Raw genomic sequence first — 20,956 nt, forward strand, 5'->3', positions numbered from 1 at the left:
TGCGTAACTAGCCAAGGGGGAACCGTGCTCAGTCGAAAGGTGTTCTTGAAGGCGGCGTTAGGTGCTGCGGCGCTGGCCAGCGTGGGGGGAACGGCGTCAGCGGCGCCGAAGAAGCGCGGCGGGGTCTGCTACGACACGGGCGTGCTGCACGCGGTGGGGGACCCGCTGAGCCGCGTCCGGTGGAGCCGTCAGCAGCTGGAACGGGAGATCGGCCTGATCGCCGACCTGCGCTGCCCGTCGATCACAGCGTTCGGCACCGACCTCGGCCGCCTCGCCGAGACGACGGACGTGGCGCTGCGCCGCGGCATCACCGTGTTCGTGCAGCCCCGCCTCTACGACCACCCGCAGAGCGAGATCCTCGAGCACATGGCCGAGGCCGCGCGCACGGCCGAGAAGAAGCGGCGCGGCGACAACGTCACGTTCGTGACCGGCTGCGAGCACTTCCTCTTCACGCCGGGCATCATCCCCGGCGACTCGTTCCTGGAGCGCATCGCGAACATCCCGTCGATCACGGACTGGCCAGGGGTGATCCGCCGGTTCCGGGAGTTCGTGGTGCAGGCCGTCGAGGTGTCCCGCCGGGAGTTCGGCGGCCGCATCACCTACGGCGCGGCGGCGGGCGCGGACGCCGACTGGAACGACTGGTCGCTGTTCGACGTGGTCGGCCTCGACTACTACAACCACTTCGAGACCGACGCCGAGTACACCACCGACCTGGACAAGTACCGGCGTTGGAACAAGCCGCTGATGATCCTCGAGTACGGCTGCTGCACGTTCACCGGCGCCGCGAAGGCCGGTGGGATGGGCTGGGACATCGTCGACTGGGAGGCCGACCCGCCCGTCATCAAGCCCGGCGTCGAGCGCAACGAACGCGAACAGGCCGACCACATCGCCCGCATGCTGCGCGTGTTCGCCGCACAGCCGGACGTCGAGGGATCGCACCTGTACTCGGTCATCTCACCGGACTCGCCGCACAACCCGACGTGCCGCGATCGTGACTACGACATGGCGTCGTACAGCCTGTTCCGCACGATCCGTGCGCGCTTCGACGACGACAACTCGCCGTACCGCCTGGAGCCCAAGAAGTCGTTCCACGCCTTCCAGCGCTTCAATCGGTGACGACGCGTTCCCTCGGGAACGACGCCGACACCAGGAAGCCGCCGTCCTCGGTCGGGCCTGCCGAGAACTCGCCACCGAGCAACGTGGCGCGCTCGCGCAGGCCGACCAGGCCGTGACCCCCGCTGGGCAACGTCGACGACGGGCCGGCCGCGGCGGTGTTGCGCACCTCGACCAGCACGTTGTCGTCGTACTGGGCGTCGATGAACACCGTCGCGCTCGCGCCTACGGCGTGCTTGCGGATGTTGGTCAGGGCCTCCTGCACCGTCCGGTAGACAGCGCCGGACACCGGTGCGGGCAGGTCCTCGACCGGCCCCTTGAGCTGCACGGACACCTCGAAACCGGCGTCCGCGGCCAGGTCGGACAGCTCGTCGACACCGGGCTGGTTGCCGTCCGTGGTGCGTAGGACGGACACGAGCTGACGGAGTTCATCGAGCGTGCGCGTGGACAACGTGCGGATGGTGCCGGCGACCTGCTTGTGCTCGGCGTCGACCACGGCCATGCGCAACGCACCGGCCTGCATCGCGATCAGGCTCACCTGGTGCGACACGACGTCATGCATCTCGCGGGCCAGCTTTGCCCGTTCGTCCGCACGGATCGCGTGCGCGTGGAGCACCTGTTCTCTCTCGCGGGACTCGGCGAGTTCGGAGATGCGGTCGGACAGCTCCTGCCGTGCGTGCACCAGCAGGCCGATCGCGATCGGCAGGCCCGCCACCAGGAAGCCGTAGATGGCCGAGTGGAAGTGGCCCGACGCGGGCCGGTCGATCAGCTCCTGGAACGGCCAGGCGACGAACCGGCACATCCACACCAGCGCGGCCGCGAGGCCCGTCTGCCAGCCGCCGATGTAGCGGCGCGCGACCGTGTACAGGGCGATCATCGCGGCGAGCTGCGACCAGCCGACGAAGAAGCCGGGGATGGTCAGCACGAGCGTGAGGAACGGGAACCTGCGGCGCAGCACCAGCGCGCCGACCGCGATCCAGTTCAGCCACAGCTGGTAGGTCTCGATCGGCGGGAGGTCCGTGATCGGGTCGGCCTCGAGCCACAACGCGTACAGCCACACGTCGAGCACGGCGAAGAAGATCAACGCCAGGTCCGCGAGCACCTGTCGGTAGTCACCGCTGAACGGCCAGCGCGAACCGGCCGTCCTGTCCTCCGACCGTCTGGCCGGGAGCAGTGTCGTGGTCAGGATCCGACCTCCCCTGTGAGCCTTCCGATCCTCACCGTACTGCGCGTATGCGGCGGATGGCATTGGCTGCCCCTTTACCCCGACCTGCCCCGTCATGGGGTTAAGACGCCGCCACACGCGAATCTGTACGGCTATCGGCTCACATATGTGCTACCGCACACGCTCGGGTGAGCGCGTGCGGTAGTCACTGCACTACAGAGGGCCTACGGGCACGTCTTCCAGCTGAACTGGTACGTCGTGTCGATCGCACCGTCCGTGGAGTCCATCGAGACGAAACTCGTCGTCGTGGCCGTGTTGGACGAGCCGGGGTACACGCGGAGCTCGGTGTTGATGTTGAAGTTCCGCTTCTCGCCGCACGGGGAGTAGACGATCGCGGCGACCTCGGTCTGGTCGGTGGCCTGCCAGTCGTCGCTGTGCGGGCCGTTGTAGCGGTGCTGCGCGGTGTCGTTCTGCGACATGCCCTGGAAGTAGTAGTTGGCCTTCTGGATGGCGTACGCACCGCGTTCCAGGTGTGCGAACCCTCTGTAGTCGGCCTGGGCGATGCCGTAGGTGAAGCCCTGCGGGACGTTGACCCGCAGGTTGAGCTGGCAGTTCTTGCGGAAGTCGGTCGGCCGCGCGCCGACGCCGACCTGGGCCAGGTAGTCGGAGTAAGTGACCGTGAAGGCCTTGTTGTCCTCGGACACCGCGACGGCCGCCGTGCCCGCCGGGCAGCCGGAACCGTTGACCGTGACGATGTCGATCGTGATGTGGTCGGGCGGCGGCGTCTCGTTGGGAGCGCCGGGCGGGATGATGATCGCTGAGGCCAGCAGGGCAGCGGCAACCGCGTTGAGCATGAGGCACCTTTCCAAACGCGTCTCGCAGGGAGGGGTGGCGGCGGTTGGACTTCGGTGGCGGCGGCCTTCATTGGTGAGAAATCAGCAGCGCTTCCAGCTGAAGTGATGCAGCGTGCGCACTTCTCCGCGCTGGTAGTCCATCGTCATGAAACTGTTTGTATTGGCGTCCGACGTACCCTTGTCGATGCGCAGGGAGCTGTTGACGTTGAGATTCTTCTTTTCCCCGCACGGGGACCAGACGATCTCGGAGAACTCGGTCCGGTGGGTGATCGACCAGTTGTCGTCGAACGGCCCGTTGAACGTGTGCTTCCACGTCGTGGTGGCCGACTGACCCTGGAAGTAGTAATTCACCGACTGGTAGCCGACCGCGCCGGGCTTGATGTAGCCGTAGCCACCGTAGGTCGCTTCCGCGATGCCGTAGGAGAACCCTTGCGGGACGTTGATCTGCAGGGTGAGCTGGCAGTTCTTCCGGAAATCGGTGGCTGCCGCACCCTTGCCGGCCTGGGCGAGGTAGTCGCTGTAGATCACCCAGAACGAGGTGTTGTCCGGGGCCACGATGACTTCGGCGGTGCCCTGCTTGCACCCGGAACCGTTCACCGTCACCACGTCGATCGTCACGCGCTCCGAAGGAATCGTCGCGGCGTGTGCGGGTGCTGACGACAATGTGAACAGCACGGCCAGAGCGGCTGCTGCCGTCGCTTTACGCATGAAGTTGGCCTTTCCTGGTGCCTCTTTCTCAGCGTGGAGCGGCAGCGGTGCCGCGAAGGTTAGCGCAGACCCTCAACCAACGGTGTGACCCAAATGGCCCAGATCACACTGATGGAGCAGCTCGTGAAGAATTACCAGAAATAGACGGCGACCTGGTGCTGAGGGAACCGATAAGTTCCGGCATACTTGCCCGCATGTCACTGGCTGGGCTGGTGCTCGTGGTCGAGGACGAGGACCCCGTGCGGAGGTACACCGTGAGCCTGCTCGAGGAGCTGGGCTTCGCCGTCCTGCAGGCGAGTGACGGCACCGAGGCGATCGCGATCCTGCGCGAGCGGTCCGCCGACGTGTGCGCGATGCTGCTCGACCACAGCATGCCCGGCCTGTCCGGCGAGGAGGTGCTCGCCGAGCTCGAACGCGAGGGCCTGAGCGTGCCGGTGGTGCTGACCAGCGGGTACGACCGCACGTCGCTCGAACGCCGGTTCGCCGGGCACGAGATCGCGGGCTACCTGCAGAAGCCGTTCCGGATCGAGACACTGGACGAGACCGTGCGCGTCGCGGTGGCCAAGCGCGCCCAGGCGTCCTGACCGTCAGCGCCTAGTTCGCGAGCACCTGCCGGACGCGTTCCAGCAGGTCGGACTCCACGTACGGCTTGGTGATCAGCACCTCGTCGTCGAGGAACTCGTCCGTCGTGTACCCCGACATGTAGATCACCGCGGGCGCGGCACCGGTCGAGCGCAGCAGCCTGACCAGCTCGGGGCCGCCCATCTTCGGCATCACGACGTCGGTGAGCACCAGGTCGATCGTGCTGCGGTGGGCCGTCGCGAACTGCAACGCCTCCTGCCCGTCGCCCGCCTCGATCACCGCGTACCCCGCCGTCTCCAGCGAACGCCTCGTCATGACCCGCACCTGTGCGTCGTCCTCCACGAGCAGCACGGTGCCGGCACCCCTGTGTGCGGTGGGGCGGCGCGCGCACGGTGCTTCGGGGGCGTCTGCGCGTTGCAGTGGCACGGGCAGATAGACCTCCACGGTCGTGCCCTCGCCTGGTGCGCTGATGAGTTCGATCTGGCCACCGGACTGCTGCACGATGCCGAACACCGTGGACAGGCCGAGGCCGGTGCCCTTGCCGACCGGTTTGGTCGTGAAGTACGGCTCGAACACCTGCGCCTGCACGTCCGGGGCCATGCCGCCGCCGGTGTCCTGCACGCGCAGCACGACGTACTCACCGGGCCGCACGCCGACGATCCGGCCGGATTCCTGGTTGCCGAGCCTGCTGTCCTCGATCGAGATCGTCAGGATGCCGCCGTCGGGCATGGCGTCGCGGGAGTTGACCGCGAGGTTGAACAGGATCTGCTCGACCTGGCCCGCGTCCGCCCAGACGTGCGCGACGCCGTCCGGCAGGTGCATGTCCAGTTCGATGTGGTCGCCGACGAGCGTGCGCAGCATCGAGTGGACCTTGGTGAGGTTCTCCTTGAGGTCCAGCGACTCCGGGTGCAGGACCTGCTGGCGGGTGAACGCGAGCAGCTGGCGGGTGAGGTTGGCCGCGCGTTCGCCCGCGTGCCTGATGTCCTCGATCGCCGTGCGCCGCGGATCGTCCTGAAGGGTGCGTCGCAGCAGCATCTCGCTGTTGCCGTTCACGACCGTGAGGATGTTGTTGAAGTCGTGCGCGATGCCACCGGTCAACCGTCCGATGGCCTCCATCTTCTGTGCGTGGCGTAGCTGTGCTTCGGTCTCGCCGACGCGTTCTTCGAGCCGTGCGCGCGCGTCCTTCAGCTCTTGCATCAGACGGATCGTGCGCAACGCACTGCTGAGTTGTTGTTGCACGGCCTCGTAGATCCAGCCGGGCTCGGGACCTTCTTCGAAGATCACGTACCCGAGGTGGTCCTCGTCGGTGTAGAGCGGCGCCACGAGGGCGCTGAACGGCTCGTCGCGGCGGAACGGGTAGGGCGTCAGGTTGATCGTCGGGAACGGGGTGCTCGGCGGCTTCTTCAGCTCGCCGTTCTCGTACCGCACGAGCACTCGCGCCGTGCCTGGAGTGTCGTACGACATGACGTGACAACCGGGGATGGCGAGCCGGGGGAGTTCCTCGGCGAGCGCGGTCGTCAGCTCGTAGACGTCCCTCGACGCGATGAGCCGTTGACCGGTCTCACGCACCGTCTGGTCGTGACGCTCGTGCGACAGGTACTTGAACCGTGCGTCCGTGGCGAACGCATCGCCCAGAAGCAACTGCACGCGCAACCACAGGTCGTTGATGATGGTCGCGTCATTGATGCGTGCCGTCACGAACCTGTGGAGGTCGAACAACGGCGGCCACCACTGCGCCGGTTCGGACCCGGCGCGCGCGCTCCACCGGATGTACTCGGCCAGCAGCTTGAGGAACTCCGCGCCTTCGACCTCACCACGGCCCGCAGCCATCAGTTCGACGACCAGCTGCTCGGCCCAGCCGTCCGGCAGCTTCTCGCCGGGAGGCCCGAGTGAGTCGCGCAGGTGGTCGGCCACGGTGGACGCGGTGGCCGACTCGTTGATGCTCAGCCGGTCGTGCGCGGGAGCGTGATCACCGAGCCCGGCCGGCAGACAGCCGCAGCTCCGGCGCACGATGAGCTCGGTCGGCATGGTCTGGCGCTGCCGCGTCGGCTCGCCCCGCACCAGCGCCACCGCGAGTTCGGCGGCCCGGATGCCCATCTCGTGGAACGGCGCTCTGACGGTCGTGAAAGCGGGCGTCGCAGCGTCGATGTTGACCTCGCGCTGCACCCGTGACGCGGGGCCGCCCGTGCTGTAGCCGAGGTCGTGCGTGCGCACGTTCGTGTGGTTGTCGTAGCCGACGACCGCGATGTCCTCTGGCGTGCGGAAACCGAGCTTCTCCAGCACCGACACGACACCGATCGCGTAGTCGTCGTTCGCGGCGGCGATGGCGTCCGGCGGCTCCGGCGTGGTCGCGAGCATCCGGCGCACGGCGTCGGCGGCGCGGTTCGGTTCCCAGATGAACGACCCGGGCATCGTGACGAGCGCGGGATCGAACCGGATCCCGTGGTTGCGCAACGAATCCGCGTACCCGAGGAACCTCTCTCGCGCACCCGCATGCGTTTGCGGCCCCCGGACGAACGCGATGCGCCGTTTGCCGTGCACCTCGATGAGGTGGTCCACGGCCTGACGCATGCCATCGCGGTTGTCCATCAAAATCGTTGGCCACTGGGCAAGGCTGGTCTCAACGCTCACGATGGGCATGGGCGCGTACTGCTTGACGTACTCCTCCATGCCGTCAGAGCCGATGAGCTGCCCCACGCGCGTAGTCCACACCACGAGCGCATCAATGCGGTTCGGTGACACGAGGTCGTAGACCGTGTTCGCCCGACGCTTGAGAGGGTCCGGATGCTCCAGTTCGCTGCCCACAAAACACACGAGGTCGCACCCGAGCCGTTGAGCACCGCCACTGACACCACGCCACTGCTCGCCCGCGAGCTCGATCAGCGGGCCAGCGGTGATCATCCCGATGGTGGGACGTCGCTTCGCACTGCCGTTTGCCACAAAACCCCCGCTACTCAACGCGATTGGGGATGATACGCGTTGTCGGGGGGAATGCCTGCCGCGTTACGAAGGGGATTGGTGAACGCTGAACTGGAGGGCCTGGCGTCGAACCCCGCGCTGCCCACGTTCCTGCTGGACCGCCTGGTCCACGACCCGTCGCTGGCGTCCGACCTGGCCGACCGCACCGACCTGACCCCGGCCCACGTGCGCACTCTCTTGTCGCACGGCAACTCGTCCGCGACCTACGCACTGCTGCGCGGCGGTCTCGTCGCACCCGCGGACGTACCTCTCGTCAACGAGTCGGTGGCCCTGGCCGTGACCAGCCACCCGGACGCCGACCCCGCCGTCGCCCGCGTCCTGGCCCACCACCCGGACGCGACCGTTCGGGCAGAACTCCCGGAGTGGGCTGCTTCGCTGCCACCCGACGTGATCGAACTCCTGGCCGCCGACGCCTCCGCGGACGTGGTCGCCGAGCTCGTTCTCTTCCACACCACCCCTTTGCGCGATCACCACGACCCCGAGGTGCGTTCCGCGCTGGCTCGCAGCCCGCACACACCTGCCGACGTGCTGACGTCGCTGAGTTCGGAGTCGCTGGCCCGCGAACTGGCGTCCAACCCCGCCACCCCGGCTGCCGTCGCGGCCGACCTGATGCGGTGGCACGCCTGCCGCTACTACCTGGCGGAACGCACTGACCTGCCCTCCGCGCTGTACGAGCAGCTCGCGGTGGAACTCGAGCCGGGCATCTTGGCGCAGCTGGCCTCCAACCCGGCCGTTCCGGTGGCCGTGTTGCGCTCATTGGCCGTGACCAGGCCGTTGCGCCGTGCGGTGCTGCGCAATCCGGCTGTCCCGTTGGACCTGCTGGTGGAACTGGAGTCCGCGTCGGGCGCCGAACTGATGGTGGCTTCCGTCGCCGCCGCCCAGGCTGATGCCGCCGGGTTGGAGGAGCTGGTGGCGCGGCACAGCTCGGGATTGCATCCGCGCATTGCCGCCAATCCCTTGTGCACCAAGGAGTTGTTGCACCGCATGGCCTTGGGCGGCTCGGTCAAGACGCTCCGGGTCGTTGCTCGGCATCCGGCGGCTACCGGCGAGACCTTGTTGCTGTGCCTGGAGGACGCGCGGGCCAGGCACCACGCCGCCGCCCATCCGAACCTGCCCGTGGACAAGATCGTGGAGTTGCTGGCGAGCGAGTCCACGGCGAGGAGCGCGGCGGCGAACCCTTCGTTGCCGTTGTTCGTGATGGAACGCATCGCGCTGGGCGGGTCGGGCTAACCGGCTGGACACAAACGGGATGGCGCTGCCAGGCTCGACCGCGCGAGGTGATGGCCCGTGCGCGTTCCCCGACGACGCTTCCACGTCTCCGCCCTGACCGAGTTGCTGCTCGGCGTCCCCACGGTCCTGAGCAGCCTGCTGATCATCGGCCTCATCGGCAAGGTCGTTCTCCCCCAAGCACTCTGGCTGCTCCCCACAGCATGGTTCGCGACGGGTGCCATCGTGCTGTTGCCGACCGTGGACAAGCTGCTGGCGGTCCTCGCACACCGGCTGCGCAAGCCGACCGGGACCGAGAGCGCGGCACTGCAGCCGTTGCTCGACGAGGTGTGCGGGGCGGCGGGGGTGGAGCCGCAGAAGTACTGGTTGCGGGTGCAGAACTCGCGCGAGATCAACGCGATGGCGGTCGGCGGGCACGTCGTGGGGGTGTCGACGGCGGCCATGCGGTTGCCGCCGGAGCAGCTCGAAGCCGTGCTGGCGCACGAGTTGGGGCATCATCTGGCCGGGCACACCAAGATCTCGTTGTTGCGCTGGTGGTACGAGTTGCCGGCGCGGCTGGTGATCTGGCTGGTGCTCGTCACCGGGCTGGGCATCTACGCGGTGGGGCGGCGGATCGGGACGCCGGGTGCCAGGGTGATCAGCATCGTGTTGATCGTCGTGCTGGCGGTGGCGGCGGTCGCGGTCAGCCCGTGGGTGTTGTTGGTGCCGGTGATCGCGCCCTTGCTGGCGTTGCAGTCGCGGAAGGCCGAGTTGCACGCGGATCGGGTCGCGGCCGAGTTGGGGTACGGGCCGTTGCTGCTGGAGGTGTTGCAGCAGTGGGTGCGGCAGGGGCACGACCTGAATCGGGCGCGGGCCGGGATGCGGGCTCGGATGCTGGCGTCGCATCCGTCGTGTGCGCAACGGATCAGTCGGTTGCGGGGCAAATGAAAACGGCCCCGGCGTGAACCGGGGCCGATCATCAGGCCGGAGATGGCTAGAACGAAGCGGGTACCGCTGCGGCCGCCGTGGTGTCCAGCAGCCACAGCGTGCGGCTGCGGCCCGTCGCACCGGCGGCGGGCAGGTCCACCTCGCTGGCGCCGTTCAGGGCCGACGCCACCGCTTCGGCCTTGGCCTCGCCGGTGGTCATCAGCCAGACCTCCTGCGCGGAGCGCACCGACTCGAGCGTCAGCGACACACGGGTCGGTGGCGGCTTCGGGCAGTCGCGCACGGCCACGACCGTGCGCTCCTTCTCGTGCACCGCGGGCGAATCCGGGAACACCGACGCCACGTGGCCCTCCTCGCCGACGCCCAGCATGCAGACGTCGAACGACGGAACACCGCCGTCCGCGAGGGAAGCCAGCACCGAAGCGTAAGCCTCGGCGGCGGCTTCCGGGTCGTCGCCGAACTTGCCGTCCGACGGCTCCATCACGTGGACGCGGGACGGGTCCAGCGGAACGTGGTCCAGCAGCGCGGCGCGGGCCTGCGTTTCGTTGCGGTCGGCGTGACCCGACGGCAGGAAGCGCTCGTCGCCCCAGAACAGGTCGACCCGCGACCAGTCCACCGCGTCACGCGCGGCGGAGCGGTTCAGGTGTTCCAGGACGGCGGTGCCGGTGCGGCCGCCGGTGAGCACGATCGACGCGAAGCCGCGGGCGGCCTGGGCGTCGACGATGCGGGTCACCAGGCGGGCCGCCGCGGCGGCGGCCAGCAGGTCGCCGTCGCGGTGGACCACTACTTCGGGTTTGCTCACGAACTGGCCTTCGCCTTCGACTTCTTCGGTGCAGCGGTGCCGTTCGCCTCAGCGGGGGCCGGGGCCTCCTCCTTGGCCGACGGGACGCGACCCTTCGTGACCTTCGCGAGCGACTTCAGCGCCGCCGCGTAGACCTCGTCCGGGTCGAGCCGGCGCAGTTCCTCGGCGAGGCAGTCGCGCACCGAACGACGCTGCAGCGCCACCCGGCGTTCCGGCTGGCCGGGCTGCGAGAGCGTGCCCACCTTGCCGTCCGGGCGGAGCAGGTCGACGTCGCCGGAGGGGCGGGCGAGCCGCACCTCCACGATGCCTTCACCCGAGGTCGCCTTGAAGCGCTTGGCCGAGACCTTCAGGCGGTCCGACAACCAGGCCGCGAGCAGGTCCGTGGACGGCGAGTCGGCCTCACCGGTCACGTCCGCCTCGGTGACCTTCTCGTACGGCGGAAGGTCCAAAGAGGACGCGAGCATGGCGCGCCACAACGTCAGACGCGTCCACGCCAGGTCCGTGTCGCCCGGCGCGTAGTGGGCGCGCCGCGCTTCCAGGGCCTTGATCGGGTTCTTCTCGGCCGCGGCGTCGGTGATGCGACGCTGCGCGAGAGCACCGATCGGGTCCTTCGACGGCGAGACGGGCGCGTCGAACGGCCACCACGCCACGACCGGGGTGTCCGGCAGCAGCAACGGCATGACGCACGAGGCGCCTTCCTTGGCCAGCTCCCCGTACAGACGAAGAACAACGACCTCGGAGGCACCGGCGTCACCGCCGACGCGGATCTGCGCGTCCAACCGAGGTGCGGCCTGACGAGCGCCACGAGCCACGACGATCACGCGACAGGGGTGCTCGCGCGAAGCGTCGTTCGCCGCATCGATGGCGGCGTCGGTGCGCTGGCCGTCCTCGGTCACGATCACGAGGGTCAGCACGCGCCCGAGGGTCGTCGCACCGCCTTCGTCGCGCAGCCGGACCAGCCGCGAGTTGATCTGGGAGGTGGTGGTCGAGGGCAGGTCGATGATCACGGACGCCTCCAGTGCCTTCCGGTGCGAGCGGTCATCGCGTCCGCCGACGGCGGGCCCCACGTACCGGCCTTGTACTTCTCCAGAGCGGGCTCGTCCTTGCGCGCCCAGAACTCCAGGACCGGGTCGAGGATCTCCCAGGACAGCTCGACCTCGTCGTTCTTCGGGAACAGCGACGGCTCACCGAGCAGCACGTCGAGCAGCAGCCGCTCGTAGGCCTCCGGCGACGACTCGGTGAACGAGTGGCCGTACCCGAAGTCCATCGTGACGTCGCGGACCTCCATGGTGTTGCCGGGCACCTTCGACCCGAACCGGATCGTCACGCCCTCGTCCGGCTGAACCCGGACCACCAGGGCGTTCTGCCCGAGCTCCTCGGTCGCGGTGTCGTCGAACGGCAGGTGCGGCGCCCGCTTGAACACGACGGCCACCTCGGTGACGCGACGGCCCAGGCGCTTGCCGGTGCGCAGGTAGAACGGCACCCCGGCCCAGCGACGGGTGTTGACCTCGCAGGTGATCGCGCCGAACGTCTCGGTCTTCGACTCGGGCGAGAATCCGCCCTCCTCCAGCAGACCCGGGACCTTCTGGCCACCCTGCCAGCCACCGGTGTACTGACCGCGCGAGGTGGTCTCCTCGAACGGCTGCGCGGGACGCGTCGCCGAGAGGATCTTCACCTTCTCCGCGCGCAGATCGGCCGGCTTGAACGAGACCGGCTCCTCCATCGCGATGAGAGCGAGCAGCTGCAGCAGGTGGTTCTGGATGACGTCACGCGTGGCGCCGATGCCGTCGTAGTACCCCGCGCGACCGCCGAGACCGATGTCCTCGGCCATGGTGATCTGCACGTGGTCGACGTAGTTCGAGTTCCAGATGGGTTCGTACAGCTGGTTCGCGAACCGCAGCGCCAGGATGTTCTGCACGGTCTCCTTGCCGAGGTAGTGGTCGATGCGGAACACCGACTCCTCGGGGAAGACCTCGTTGACCGTGCGGTTGAGTTCCTTGGCGGACTTCAGGTCGTGGCCGAACGGCTTCTCGATGACGACGCGGCGCCACTGGTCGGGAGCCGTCTGGGCGAGGCCCGCGCGCTTGAGCTGGTTGACCACCGTCGGGAACGCGCCCGGCGGGATCGACAGGTAGAACGCGTGGTTGCCACCGGTGCCGCGGTCGGCGTCCAGGGCGGCCAGGCACGAGGCCAGGTTGTCGAACGACGCGTCGTCGTCGAACGTGCCCTGCACGAACCGGATGCCCTCGGCGAGCTGCTGCCACACGGCCTCGTTGAACGGCGTGCGCGCGTGCTCCTTGACGGCGTCGTGGACGACCTTCATGAAGTCCTGGTCGGCCCAGTCGCGGCGGGCGAACCCGACGAGACCGAAGCCCGGCGGCAGCAGACCCCGGTTCGCGAGGTCGTAGATCGCCGGCATGAGCTTCTTGCGCGAGAGGTCACCGGTGACACCGAAGATGACCAACGCGCTCGGGCCCGCGATGCGGGGCATGCGCTTGTCACGCGCGTCCCGCAGCGGGTTGTTCCACTTGGCGGAAGTGGTCACGAGCCGTCCTCCTGGACTGCCTCGACGAGCTGGGCCAGTCCGGCGATGCGGTCTTCGAGGTGAAGACGCAGCACCGGGCGACCGTGTTCGGCCAGGACCTGACCGTCGCCGAGCGCCTGCGCGAGCTGCAGCTGCGCCAGCGTGTAGGGACGGCCGGGCACCTCCAGGTCGTCACCGGACTCGCCGGTGATCTGGATGAACACGCCGTTCTGGTGACCGCCCTTGTGGTACTGGCCGGTCGAGTGCAGGAAGCGCGGACCCCAGCCGAACGTGGTCTGCAGGTGCGTCCTCTTCGCGATCTCCGCACGGAGCAGCTCGAACGACGCGTCGTCGATCCTGTCCAAGTACGCCTGAACGGAGATGTAGCCGAACTCGGGCGCCACTTCAACGATCGCCGCCAGCGCCTCCGCGACGGTGTGCACCTTGCGCGGCGCCCAGTCCGTGCCGTGGCCCTCGACCGGTCCGTCCACAAAGGACGGGATGGTCGCGGCGACGGCCGGCGCGTCGAGCAGCGCGCGGGAGGCCTTCTTCGCGGCCTCGACGTCGGGCTGGTCGAACGGGTTGATCCCGAGGACCTTGCCGACGAGCGCGGTCGCGTACTCCCACAGCAGGAACTGCGCGCCCAGCTTGCCCTCGACCGCGACGTTCGCGGAACCGGTGGCCGGTCCGATTGCGACGGTCGTGGCGTCCGAACGTGCGTTCACGAAGCCCTCGGCGCCCGGACCCTCGACGACGACCGGCAGCAGGCCGGTGCCGTTCTTGCCGGTCGACTCGGCGATGAGCTGCTCGGCCCAGTCGCCGAGGCCCTTGATGCCCGAGCCGGTGTCGGCGAAGACGATCTTCTCGGCACCGTTGGCGTGCGCGGCGCCGAAGATCGCGGCGAGCACCACGGCCGGGTTCTCCGGCGAGTCCTGCGACACCAGCTTCGCGACCTCGGCCGCGTCGTCGAGCAGCGACTCGACGTCGGCACCGGCGAGGTACGACGGCACCAGGCCGAACGCGGTCAGCGCCGAGTAGCGGCCGCCGACGTTCGGGTCGGCCAGGAACACCTTGCGGTAGCCCGCGGCCTCGGACGCCTGCTGCAACGGCGAACCGGGGTCGGTGACGACCACGATGCGCGACGCGGCGTCGATGCCCGCGTCGGTGAAAGCCTTCTCGAAGATCCGGCGGTGGCTGTCGGTCTCGACAGTGCCACCGGACTTGGACGACACCACGATCACCGTGCGCTCGAGATCACCGGCGAGAGCGTCGGCGACCTGGGCGGGATCGGTGGTGTCCAGCACGACCAGCGGGACCCCTGCGGTCCGCGTGATCACTTCGGGGGCCAGCGACGAGCCACCCATTCCGGCGAGGACGACGCGGTCGACGCCCTCGGCGTGCAGTTCGGAGCGCAGTGCCACGAGATCCGGGAGCAGCGCCCGTGACGTCTCGTGCAACGTCGTCCACGACAGGCGGATGCTCGCCTCGGACTCGGCTTCCGGCCCCCACAGGGTCGGGTCCTGCGCGGTCAGCTTGCTCGGCACCGAATCCGCGACCAGGTCAGCAGCGATGATGCTGACCTGGTCGGCGTTCGGTGACCTCACGATTTCGACGGAGGTCACTTCGTGATCAGCCCTTCAGTTGAGCCAGTTGGTTCGTCACCGTCTCGAGCAACTCTTCCCAGGACTTCTCGAACTTCTCGACACCCTCGGTCTCGAGGACCTGGAACACGTCCTCGAGGTCGATTCCCACGGCGGCGAGCTGGTCGAACACCTCCTGGCCCTCGGCGGCACGTCCGGTGACCGTGTCACCGGTGATCTTGCCGCCATCGGCGACCGCGTGCAGCGTCTTCTCCGGCATCGTGTTGACGACGTCGGTGACGACGAGCTGGTCGACGTAGAGCGTGGGGGAGTAGCTCGGGTCCTTCACGCCGGTCGAAGCCCACAGTGGACGCTGCGCGTGCGCACCGTCCGCCTTGAGAGCTTCCCAGCGCTCACCCTGGAAGATCTTCTCGAACGCGCCGTAAGCGATGTACGCGTTGGCGAGAGCGGCCTTGCCCTTGAGCGCGGTCGCCTCGTCCGTGCCGATCGCGGCCAGGCGCTTGTCGATCTCGGTGTCCACCCGGGACACGAAGAACGACGCGACCGAGTGGATCGACCGCAGGTCGTGGCCGTTCGCCTTGGCCTGCTCGAGGCCCGCGACGTAGGCCTCCATGACCTTCACGTACCGCTCGGTGGAGAAGATCAGCGTCACGTTGACGGAGATGCCCTCGGCGATCGTCTTCGTGATCGCCGGCAGGCCCGCCTCGGTGGCCGGGATCTTCACCAGCAGGTTCGGCCGGTCCACGGTCTTCCACAGGTCCTGCGCCTCGGCCACGGTCTTGTCCGTGTCGAACGCCAGGCGCGGGTCGACCTCGATGGAGACGCGGCCGTCCACACCACCGGTCGAGTTGTAGATCTCGCGGAACTTGTCGCACGCGTTGCGCACGTCCGTCGTGGTGACCTCGCGGATGGTCGCCTCGGTGTCGGCACCGCGGTTCGCGAGCTCACGCATCTGCTCGTCGTACGACTCGCCCTTGGACAGGGCGCCCGCGAAGATCGTCGGGTTCGTCGTGACACCGACGACGTTCCAGTCGCGGATCAGTTCGTCGAGGTTGCCGCTCGTGAGGCGCTCACGGGACAGGTCGTCGAGCCAGATGGAAACTCCGGCGCCGGACAGGGCGTCGAGGTTGGGCTTGCTCACTGGATTAACCCCTCACTCGGTCAAGGGAACGGCGGGCTGCGGCGACGACGTTCTCCGTCGTGAAGCCGAACTCCTTGAACAACGTCTGGTAGTCGGCCGAGGCGCCGAAGTGCTCGATCGACACGATCTCGCCCGCGTCGCCGACATGGCGGTACCACGGCTGCGCGATGCCGGCCTCGACCGCGACGCGCGCCTTCACCGAGGACGGGATGACCGACTCGCGGTACTCCGAATCCTGCTTCTCGAACCAGTCGAGCGACGGCATGGACACCACACGCACTGCAACGCCCTCGCCCTGCAGAACCTTTCCGGCTTCGTACGCCATCTGCAGCTCGGAGCCCGTGCCGATGATCACAACCTCGGGGTTGTCGTCACCGAAGAGCACGTAGCCACCGCGCTTGACGCCCTCGTACGAGGTGCCTTCCAGCGTCGGGACGTTCTGCCGGGACAGCGCCAGACCCACCGGGCCGAGCTGCTCGACGACGGCCTTCCACGCGAACGCCGTCTCGTTGGCGTCACCGGGGCGCACGACCGAGAAGTCCGGGATCGCGCGCAGGGCCGCGAGGTGCTCGATCGGCTGGTGCGTCGGGCCGTCCTCGCCGAGACCGATGGAGTCGTGCGTCCACACGTACGTCACGGCGGCCTGCATGATCGCGGCCAGGCGCACGGCGGGGCGCATGTAGTCGGAGAACACGAGGAACGTGCCACCGAACGGACGGGTCGGGCCGTGCAGCGCGATGCCGTTGAGGATCATGCCCATGGCGTTCTCGCGGACACCGAAGTGCAGCACGCGGCCGTACGGGTCGGCGCTCCACATGCCCGTGGAGATCTCCGCCGGACCGAACGACTTGGCGCCCTTGACCGTCGTCAGGTTCGACTCGGCCAGGTCGGCCGAACCGCCCCACAGCTCCGGCAGGTGCTTCGCCAGCGCGTTGATGACCTCACCGGAGGCCTTGCGGGTCGGCACGCCCTTGGCGTCGACCGGGTAGACCGGCAGGTCCGCGTCCCAGCCCTCGGGGAGCTGACGCGAGACGAGACGGTCGAGCAGCGCCTTGTTCTCCGCGTTGGCCGAAGCCCACGCGTCGAAGGACTTCTGCCACTCGGCCTTGGCGTGCTCGCCGCGCTTGACGACCTCACGCGTGTGGTTGATGACCTCGTCGGTGACCTCGAAGGTCTGCTCGGGGTCGAAGCCGAGGATCTCCTTGGTGGCCTTGACCTCGTCCTCGCCCAGCGCGGCACCGTGCGCGGCGCCGGTGTTCTGCTTCTTCGGCGCCGGGAAGCCGATGATCGTGCGCAGCAGGATGAACGACGGCTTGTCGGTGACGGCCTTGGCCTTCTCGACGGCCTCGAGGATGCCCTTGACGTTCTCGCCGGACTCGACGACCTGGACGTGCCAGCCGTAGGCCTCGTAACGCGCCGCGGTGTCCTCGGACAGCGCGATCGTCGTGTCGTCCTCGATGGAGATCTTGTTGTCGTCGTAGAAGACGACCAGGTTGCCCAGCTGCTGCGTGCCCGCGAGCGACGACGCCTCGGAGGTGACGCCCTCCTCGATGTCACCGTCGGAGGCGATCACGTAGATGTGGTGGTCGAACGGGCTCTGACCCGGCGCGGCCGACGGGTCGAACAGGCCGCGCTCGCGGCGGGCGGCCATGGCCATGCCGACCGCGGAGGCGAGACCGGAGCCCAGCGGGCCCGTGGTGATCTCGACGCCCCTGGTGTGGCCGTGCTCCGGGTGACCGGGGGTCTTGGAACCCCAGGTGCGCAGCGCCTTGAGGTCGTCGAGCTCCAGGCCGTAGCCGGAGAGGTACAGCTGCACGTACAGCGTCAGGCTGGAGTGGCCCGCGGAGAGCACGAACCGGTCGCGGCCGATCCAGTCCGCGTCGGCCGGGTCGTGCCGCAGGACGCGCTGGAACAGCGTGTACGCGAGCGGCGCGAGGCTCATGGCGGTGCCGGGGTGCCCGTTGCCGACCTTCTGCACCGCGTCCGCCGCGAGCAGTCGGGCGGTGTCGACGGCGCGCTTGTCCAGCTCCGTCCAGTCGTCAGGCAGATCGGCCTTGGTGAGCCGGGTGATGTCGTCGGTGACGGTCACGGACTTACAGCTCCAAACTTTGTCGCTCGGGCGGGCGCCGCGGTTCTTCGGAATCGATCCCGAAGAGCCTGACCCGCATCTCTCCCACGTCCACCGGCCAGCCTAGTCCTGAGTGATTCAGATGTTGCGCTGAAAGGTCGCAGGTCGGTGTGTGCCCAGGCACACGAGTACCCGAACGGGCTGTGAATATTGAACGCAGTTACCATCAGTCGCTGGAAATCCCACCACTTGCGACACCAGGAGCGTTCACGCGATGAGTGCGGTCCTCGAGGCCCCGAACAGGTCGCCCCGCCAAGTTGTAGGCGCCTACGTCGCCCTCACCAAGCCGCGCGTCATCGAGCTCCTGCTGATCACCACGATCCCGGCGATGCTGCTGGCCCAGCACGGCCTGCCCCCGTTGTGGCTGATCGCCTGCACCCTGACCGGCGGCACGCTCGCCGCGGGGTCGGCAAATGCCCTCAACTGCTTCGTCGACGCCGACATCGACTCGGTGATGAAGCGGACGGCGGCCCGTCCACTCGCGCACAACGCCATTCCGCCGCGCAACGCCCTGATCTTCGGCGTCGTCCTCGGAATCGTCTCGTTCGCGTTCCTGTGGATCTTCGTCAACCTGATGTCGGCCGCGTTCGCGGTGGCGACCATCCTCTTCTACATCTTCGTCTACACGCTCGTGCTCAAGCGCCGCACCTCCCAGAACATCATCTGGGGCGGCATGGCGGGCTGCATGCCGGTGATCATCGGCTGGAGCGCGGTGACGGGCACGGTCGAGTGGCCCGCCCTGGTCATGTTCGGCGTCATCTTCTTCTGGACGCCGCCGCACACCTGGGCCCTCGCGATGAAGTTCAAGGAGGACTACGCCCGCGCAGGCGTGCCGATGCTGCCCGTGGTGGCCACAGCTGCGCAGGTGACGCGGCAGATCGTGATCTACAGCTGGATCACCGTCGTCTGCACGCTCGCGCTCGCCCCCGTCACCTCCTGGATCTACGTGTCGGTGGCGGCCGCCTCGGGCCTGTGGTTCGCGATCTTCGCGCACAAGCTGCACAACGTTGTTCGTCGTGGCGGATCCACCAACACGATGAAGTTCTTCCACATGTCGAACCTCTACCTGATGCTCGTGTTCTGCGGTCTCGCCGTGGACGCCGTGGTCGGGTTGCCGGTGCTTGGCTGGCCGTTCTAGCTGCACTTCCAGTCGTACGGCTGTGGCGCCCGTTGAGTTCACCGTCACCGGTGGTGAAGGTTCACCACTGGACTTCGTCGCGGCCCTGACCCCCGCCTCCTCGCTCGTCGTGATCACCGATCCGGGCGGGTGGGCGCAGGTCAGCGCGGGGCTCGCGGTCGGTTCCGCCGGGTCCACCGTGGTCGCGACGGCCGTGCGCCCGCTGCGGTGCGCTGTCCTGGATCTCCGGCACTTCCCGTCGGCTTCGGGGTTGCCCTCGCTCGCGGACGTCCCAGGCGACGTGGTGGTTCTGCACGACTCGCGCTCCTGGGACTCGGCCGCGCTGGTCGCGTCGTTGCGCGCTCTCGGCCGTCCGGTCGTGCTGTTCACCGCCGTGCACAACTGGGTGTCCGGAGTGGACACCTCGTCGGTCGTCGTGGGGTGGAGCGCGCCGCACGTGGTGCTGGCCGTGCCGCGTGCTTCCGGTGCGGTCCGGGTCGAGGACGCCCTGTGGCAGTTCCGCGAACTGGAGCGCCGCGGCCAGATGACCTACACGTCGTTGCCCGCGCCGCCCGTCGTCGCGGACCGTCCGGTGTCCGTCGTGGTCGCGCTTCCAGGGGCCACGCAGGGGATCGCCGGGGCGTTGCGGCCCGGGGCGTCGTACGAGGTGTGGGTGCGGGTCGGGGACGGGCCGGTGCTCGCCGACGACCTCAAGCTGCGGGCCGTGCTGAGCATGTCCGGGCGGCCGGTGGTGTCCGAGGTGTTCATGCTGCCCGCCGAGGGGCCCAGTGCGTGGGTGAACTTCGAGGTCACCACGCCGTACGCCTCGGTGCCGTGGTCCGGTGAACTGGTCATCTACTTCGGTGTGGTGCCGGTGCACGCGCAGCAGGTGGTGCTGCCGGTGGGTGCCGGCGAGCCGCGGACCACGACTCGGTTGCGGTTGTCGGGGACGTTCGCCGACCTGCCCGCCGCGCGGGCGGTGTCGGTGCTGGAGGTCGGGGAACGGGCGCTGGTCGCGTCCGGGGACGTGCCCTCGTGGGTGAGCACGGCCGGGGTTTCGATGGGGCTGCCCGCGACTTCCGGACTGGATCCCTGGTACGGCAAGGACTTTCCGGCCTACTGCACGGACCTGGCATTCCTCGCCCGGCAGGGGGCCGAGGTGTACGCGCACCTCTTCGCGGAAGGGGGTGGGCGGCACGCGGCAGGTGACGTCGGCCGGTCAGCCGCCGGCTCCGACCCCGCTGCGGCCATCCGGCACGCCGCTCGCGTGACCGGACGCCCGGCCGGAGTGGTCATCGCCGCCGCTGCCCCGTCCCCTTCCAGCGGCGTGCGCTGGCCGTTGATCTACGACCTCCCCTTCACCGACGGCCCCCACCGCCTCTGCGCCTCCGTCGGCCAGTTCGGTCCGTTCGGCGCGGGCGGCCCGATCCCTCCCCACTGCCCGGTCCACGACCACAGCGGCAACGTCCTGTGCCCCTTCGGTTTCTGGGGCCTGTCGAGCATCCTCGAACACCCCGCGGGCCCTCTGATCCAGCGCATCTCGCCGCGCCCGTGGCCGTTCGAGGTCTCGATGGCCGTGGACGCCGGGATGGACCGCGGCCTGACCGAGCGGCACGTCACCGAGTTGATGTCGCAGATCCCGCCGCACTCCGTCACGTCCGCCTACGTGACGCCGGAAGAGCTCGGCCGGGTGCTGGCCGGCGAGACCATGGACGTCGTGCACCTGCACTTCCGTGAGGGGTTCCTCGACGCCGAGGAGGTCGCACGGTGGGACAGCGCGGGGGTGTGGCCGCAGCCGCATTGGCCCGTGCGCAAGCCGTTGGTGGTGGGGACGTCACCGATGGTCGGGCTGGTGCGGTCGTTCGTGGAGCACGGCGCGTCCGGTGTGGTGTGTCCGGAAGAGGCGGTGCCGCAGGACATGGCCGGGTGGGTCACCGGCATGCTGCTGGCGCGGGTCGGGTCCGGGATGGGCGCGGGGGAGGCGGTGCGGCAGGTGCGGTGGGAGATGCTCAGCCGCGGCAACGTGCTCGGGCTCGCGTACGCGTTGCACGGAAGTGCCGATCTGCGCGCACGCTGAACCGGCGGGCCCGC

At 68.6% G+C, this 20,956-nt stretch carries 16 protein-coding genes; 6 read left to right on the forward strand and 10 right to left on the reverse strand.

What is annotated here, in order from left to right:
- Window positions 1–24 precede the first annotated feature (24 nt).
- The gene (locus JNUCC0626_RS00085; RefSeq protein ID WP_394617548.1) at window positions 25–1,116 is read left to right on the forward strand and encodes a hypothetical protein; all 1,092 of its coding nucleotides are present in this window, start codon (window positions 25–27) and stop codon (window positions 1,114–1,116) included.
- Here the strand turns inward: JNUCC0626_RS00085 and JNUCC0626_RS00090 are convergent.
- From JNUCC0626_RS00090 to JNUCC0626_RS00100, 3 genes are all read right to left on the reverse strand, one after another.
- Window positions 1,106–2,362, reverse strand: a complete 1,257-nt coding sequence (locus JNUCC0626_RS00090) for a sensor histidine kinase (RefSeq protein ID WP_394617549.1) — start codon at window positions 2,360–2,362, stop codon at window positions 1,106–1,108. The genes JNUCC0626_RS00085 and JNUCC0626_RS00090 overlap by 11 nt on opposite strands.
- A 140-nt stretch (window positions 2,363–2,502) precedes the next feature.
- On the reverse strand, window positions 2,503–3,132 hold the full coding sequence (locus JNUCC0626_RS00095; RefSeq protein ID WP_394617550.1) for a DUF4360 domain-containing protein: 630 nt from the start codon (window positions 3,130–3,132) through the stop codon (window positions 2,503–2,505).
- A gap of 81 nt (window positions 3,133–3,213) precedes the next feature.
- Complete coding sequence (locus JNUCC0626_RS00100; protein WP_394617551.1) at window positions 3,214–3,840, reverse strand: DUF4360 domain-containing protein; 627 nt, start codon at window positions 3,838–3,840, stop codon at window positions 3,214–3,216.
- Between the two features lie 194 nt (window positions 3,841–4,034).
- Here JNUCC0626_RS00100 and JNUCC0626_RS00105 point away from each other — a divergent pair, with 194 nt between their 5' ends.
- Window positions 4,035–4,424 (forward strand): response regulator, encoded by a 390-nt coding sequence (locus JNUCC0626_RS00105; RefSeq protein ID WP_394617552.1) that lies wholly within the window; start codon window positions 4,035–4,037, stop codon window positions 4,422–4,424.
- A gap of 10 nt (window positions 4,425–4,434) precedes the next feature.
- On the opposite strand, the gene JNUCC0626_RS00110 is transcribed toward JNUCC0626_RS00105, so the two are convergent.
- The gene (locus JNUCC0626_RS00110) at window positions 4,435–7,323 is read right to left on the reverse strand and encodes a substrate-binding domain-containing protein (protein ID WP_394617553.1); all 2,889 of its coding nucleotides are present in this window, start codon (window positions 7,321–7,323) and stop codon (window positions 4,435–4,437) included.
- Window positions 7,324–7,440: 117 nt separating this feature from the next.
- Here JNUCC0626_RS00110 and JNUCC0626_RS00115 point away from each other — a divergent pair, with 117 nt between their 5' ends.
- Both JNUCC0626_RS00115 and JNUCC0626_RS00120 read left to right on the forward strand, forming a co-directional pair.
- Window positions 7,441–8,631 (forward strand): hypothetical protein, encoded by a 1,191-nt coding sequence (locus JNUCC0626_RS00115; RefSeq protein WP_394617554.1) that lies wholly within the window; start codon window positions 7,441–7,443, stop codon window positions 8,629–8,631.
- A gap of 57 nt (window positions 8,632–8,688) precedes the next feature.
- Window positions 8,689–9,555 carry a M48 family metalloprotease gene (locus tag JNUCC0626_RS00120; protein WP_394617555.1) on the forward strand — a complete coding sequence of 289 codons (867 nt, stop codon included), beginning with the start codon at window positions 8,689–8,691 and terminating at the stop codon, window positions 9,553–9,555.
- Between the two features lie 46 nt (window positions 9,556–9,601).
- Here the strand turns inward: JNUCC0626_RS00120 and pgl are convergent, their stop codons facing one another.
- From pgl to tkt, 6 genes are read right to left on the reverse strand one after another with little or no spacing between them, the layout of a single operon-like run.
- Entirely contained in the window at window positions 9,602–10,354 is a 753-nt protein-coding gene (gene pgl, locus JNUCC0626_RS00125; protein WP_394617556.1) for a 6-phosphogluconolactonase, read from the reverse strand.
- The gene (opcA, locus tag JNUCC0626_RS00130) at window positions 10,351–11,361 is read right to left on the reverse strand and encodes a glucose-6-phosphate dehydrogenase assembly protein OpcA (RefSeq protein ID WP_394617557.1); all 1,011 of its coding nucleotides are present in this window, start codon (window positions 11,359–11,361) and stop codon (window positions 10,351–10,353) included. The genes pgl and opcA overlap by 4 nt, the downstream gene beginning before the upstream one ends.
- Window positions 11,358–12,845 (reverse strand): glucose-6-phosphate dehydrogenase, encoded by a 1,488-nt coding sequence (gene zwf, locus JNUCC0626_RS00135; protein WP_394622272.1) that lies wholly within the window; start codon window positions 12,843–12,845, stop codon window positions 11,358–11,360. The genes opcA and zwf overlap by 4 nt, the downstream gene beginning before the upstream one ends.
- 50 nt (window positions 12,846–12,895) lie before the next feature.
- Window positions 12,896–14,482, reverse strand: a complete 1,587-nt coding sequence (locus tag JNUCC0626_RS00140; protein ID WP_394617558.1) for a glucose-6-phosphate isomerase — start codon at window positions 14,480–14,482, stop codon at window positions 12,896–12,898.
- Between the two features lie 25 nt (window positions 14,483–14,507).
- Window positions 14,508–15,620 (reverse strand): transaldolase, encoded by a 1,113-nt coding sequence (gene tal / locus JNUCC0626_RS00145; protein ID WP_394617559.1) that lies wholly within the window; start codon window positions 15,618–15,620, stop codon window positions 14,508–14,510.
- Between the two features lie 4 nt (window positions 15,621–15,624).
- Entirely contained in the window at window positions 15,625–17,709 is a 2,085-nt protein-coding gene (tkt, locus tag JNUCC0626_RS00150) for a transketolase (RefSeq protein ID WP_394617560.1), read from the reverse strand.
- A gap of 253 nt (window positions 17,710–17,962) precedes the next feature.
- Here tkt and JNUCC0626_RS00155 point away from each other — a divergent pair, with 253 nt between their 5' ends.
- Window positions 17,963–18,886, forward strand: a complete 924-nt coding sequence (locus tag JNUCC0626_RS00155; protein WP_285641277.1) for a heme o synthase — start codon at window positions 17,963–17,965, stop codon at window positions 18,884–18,886.
- Between the two features lie 22 nt (window positions 18,887–18,908).
- On the forward strand, window positions 18,909–20,942 hold the full coding sequence (locus tag JNUCC0626_RS00160) for a hypothetical protein (protein WP_394617561.1): 2,034 nt from the start codon (window positions 18,909–18,911) through the stop codon (window positions 20,940–20,942).
- The last annotated feature ends 14 nt before the right edge of the window (window positions 20,943–20,956 follow it).

It is taken from the genome of Lentzea sp. JNUCC 0626, from assembly GCF_043632865.1.
In the GTDB taxonomy this organism is placed as follows: domain Bacteria; phylum Actinomycetota; class Actinomycetes; order Mycobacteriales; family Pseudonocardiaceae; genus Lentzea.

What these genes read in the sequence shown, in the direction of transcription:
- JNUCC0626_RS00095 (WP_394617550.1), bottom strand. Translation starts at nt 3,132, where the DNA reads ATGCTCAACGCGGTTGCCGCTGCCCTGCTGGCCTCAGCGATCATCATC.
- JNUCC0626_RS00110 (WP_394617553.1), bottom strand. Translation starts at nt 7,323, where the DNA reads ATGATCACCGCTGGCCCGCTGATCGAGCTCGCGGGCGAGCAGTGGCGT.
- zwf (WP_394622272.1), bottom strand. Translation starts at nt 12,845, where the DNA reads ATGCCCCGCATCGCGGGCCCGAGCGCGTTGGTCATCTTCGGTGTCACC.
- JNUCC0626_RS00155 (WP_285641277.1), top strand. Translation starts at nt 17,963, where the DNA reads ATGAGTGCGGTCCTCGAGGCCCCGAACAGGTCGCCCCGCCAAGTTGTA.
- JNUCC0626_RS00100 (WP_394617551.1), bottom strand. Translation starts at nt 3,840, where the DNA reads ATGCGTAAAGCGACGGCAGCAGCCGCTCTGGCCGTGCTGTTCACATTG.
- JNUCC0626_RS00105 (WP_394617552.1), top strand. Translation starts at nt 4,035, where the DNA reads ATGTCACTGGCTGGGCTGGTGCTCGTGGTCGAGGACGAGGACCCCGTG.
- JNUCC0626_RS00090 (WP_394617549.1), bottom strand. Translation starts at nt 2,362, where the DNA reads ATGCCATCCGCCGCATACGCGCAGTACGGTGAGGATCGGAAGGCTCAC.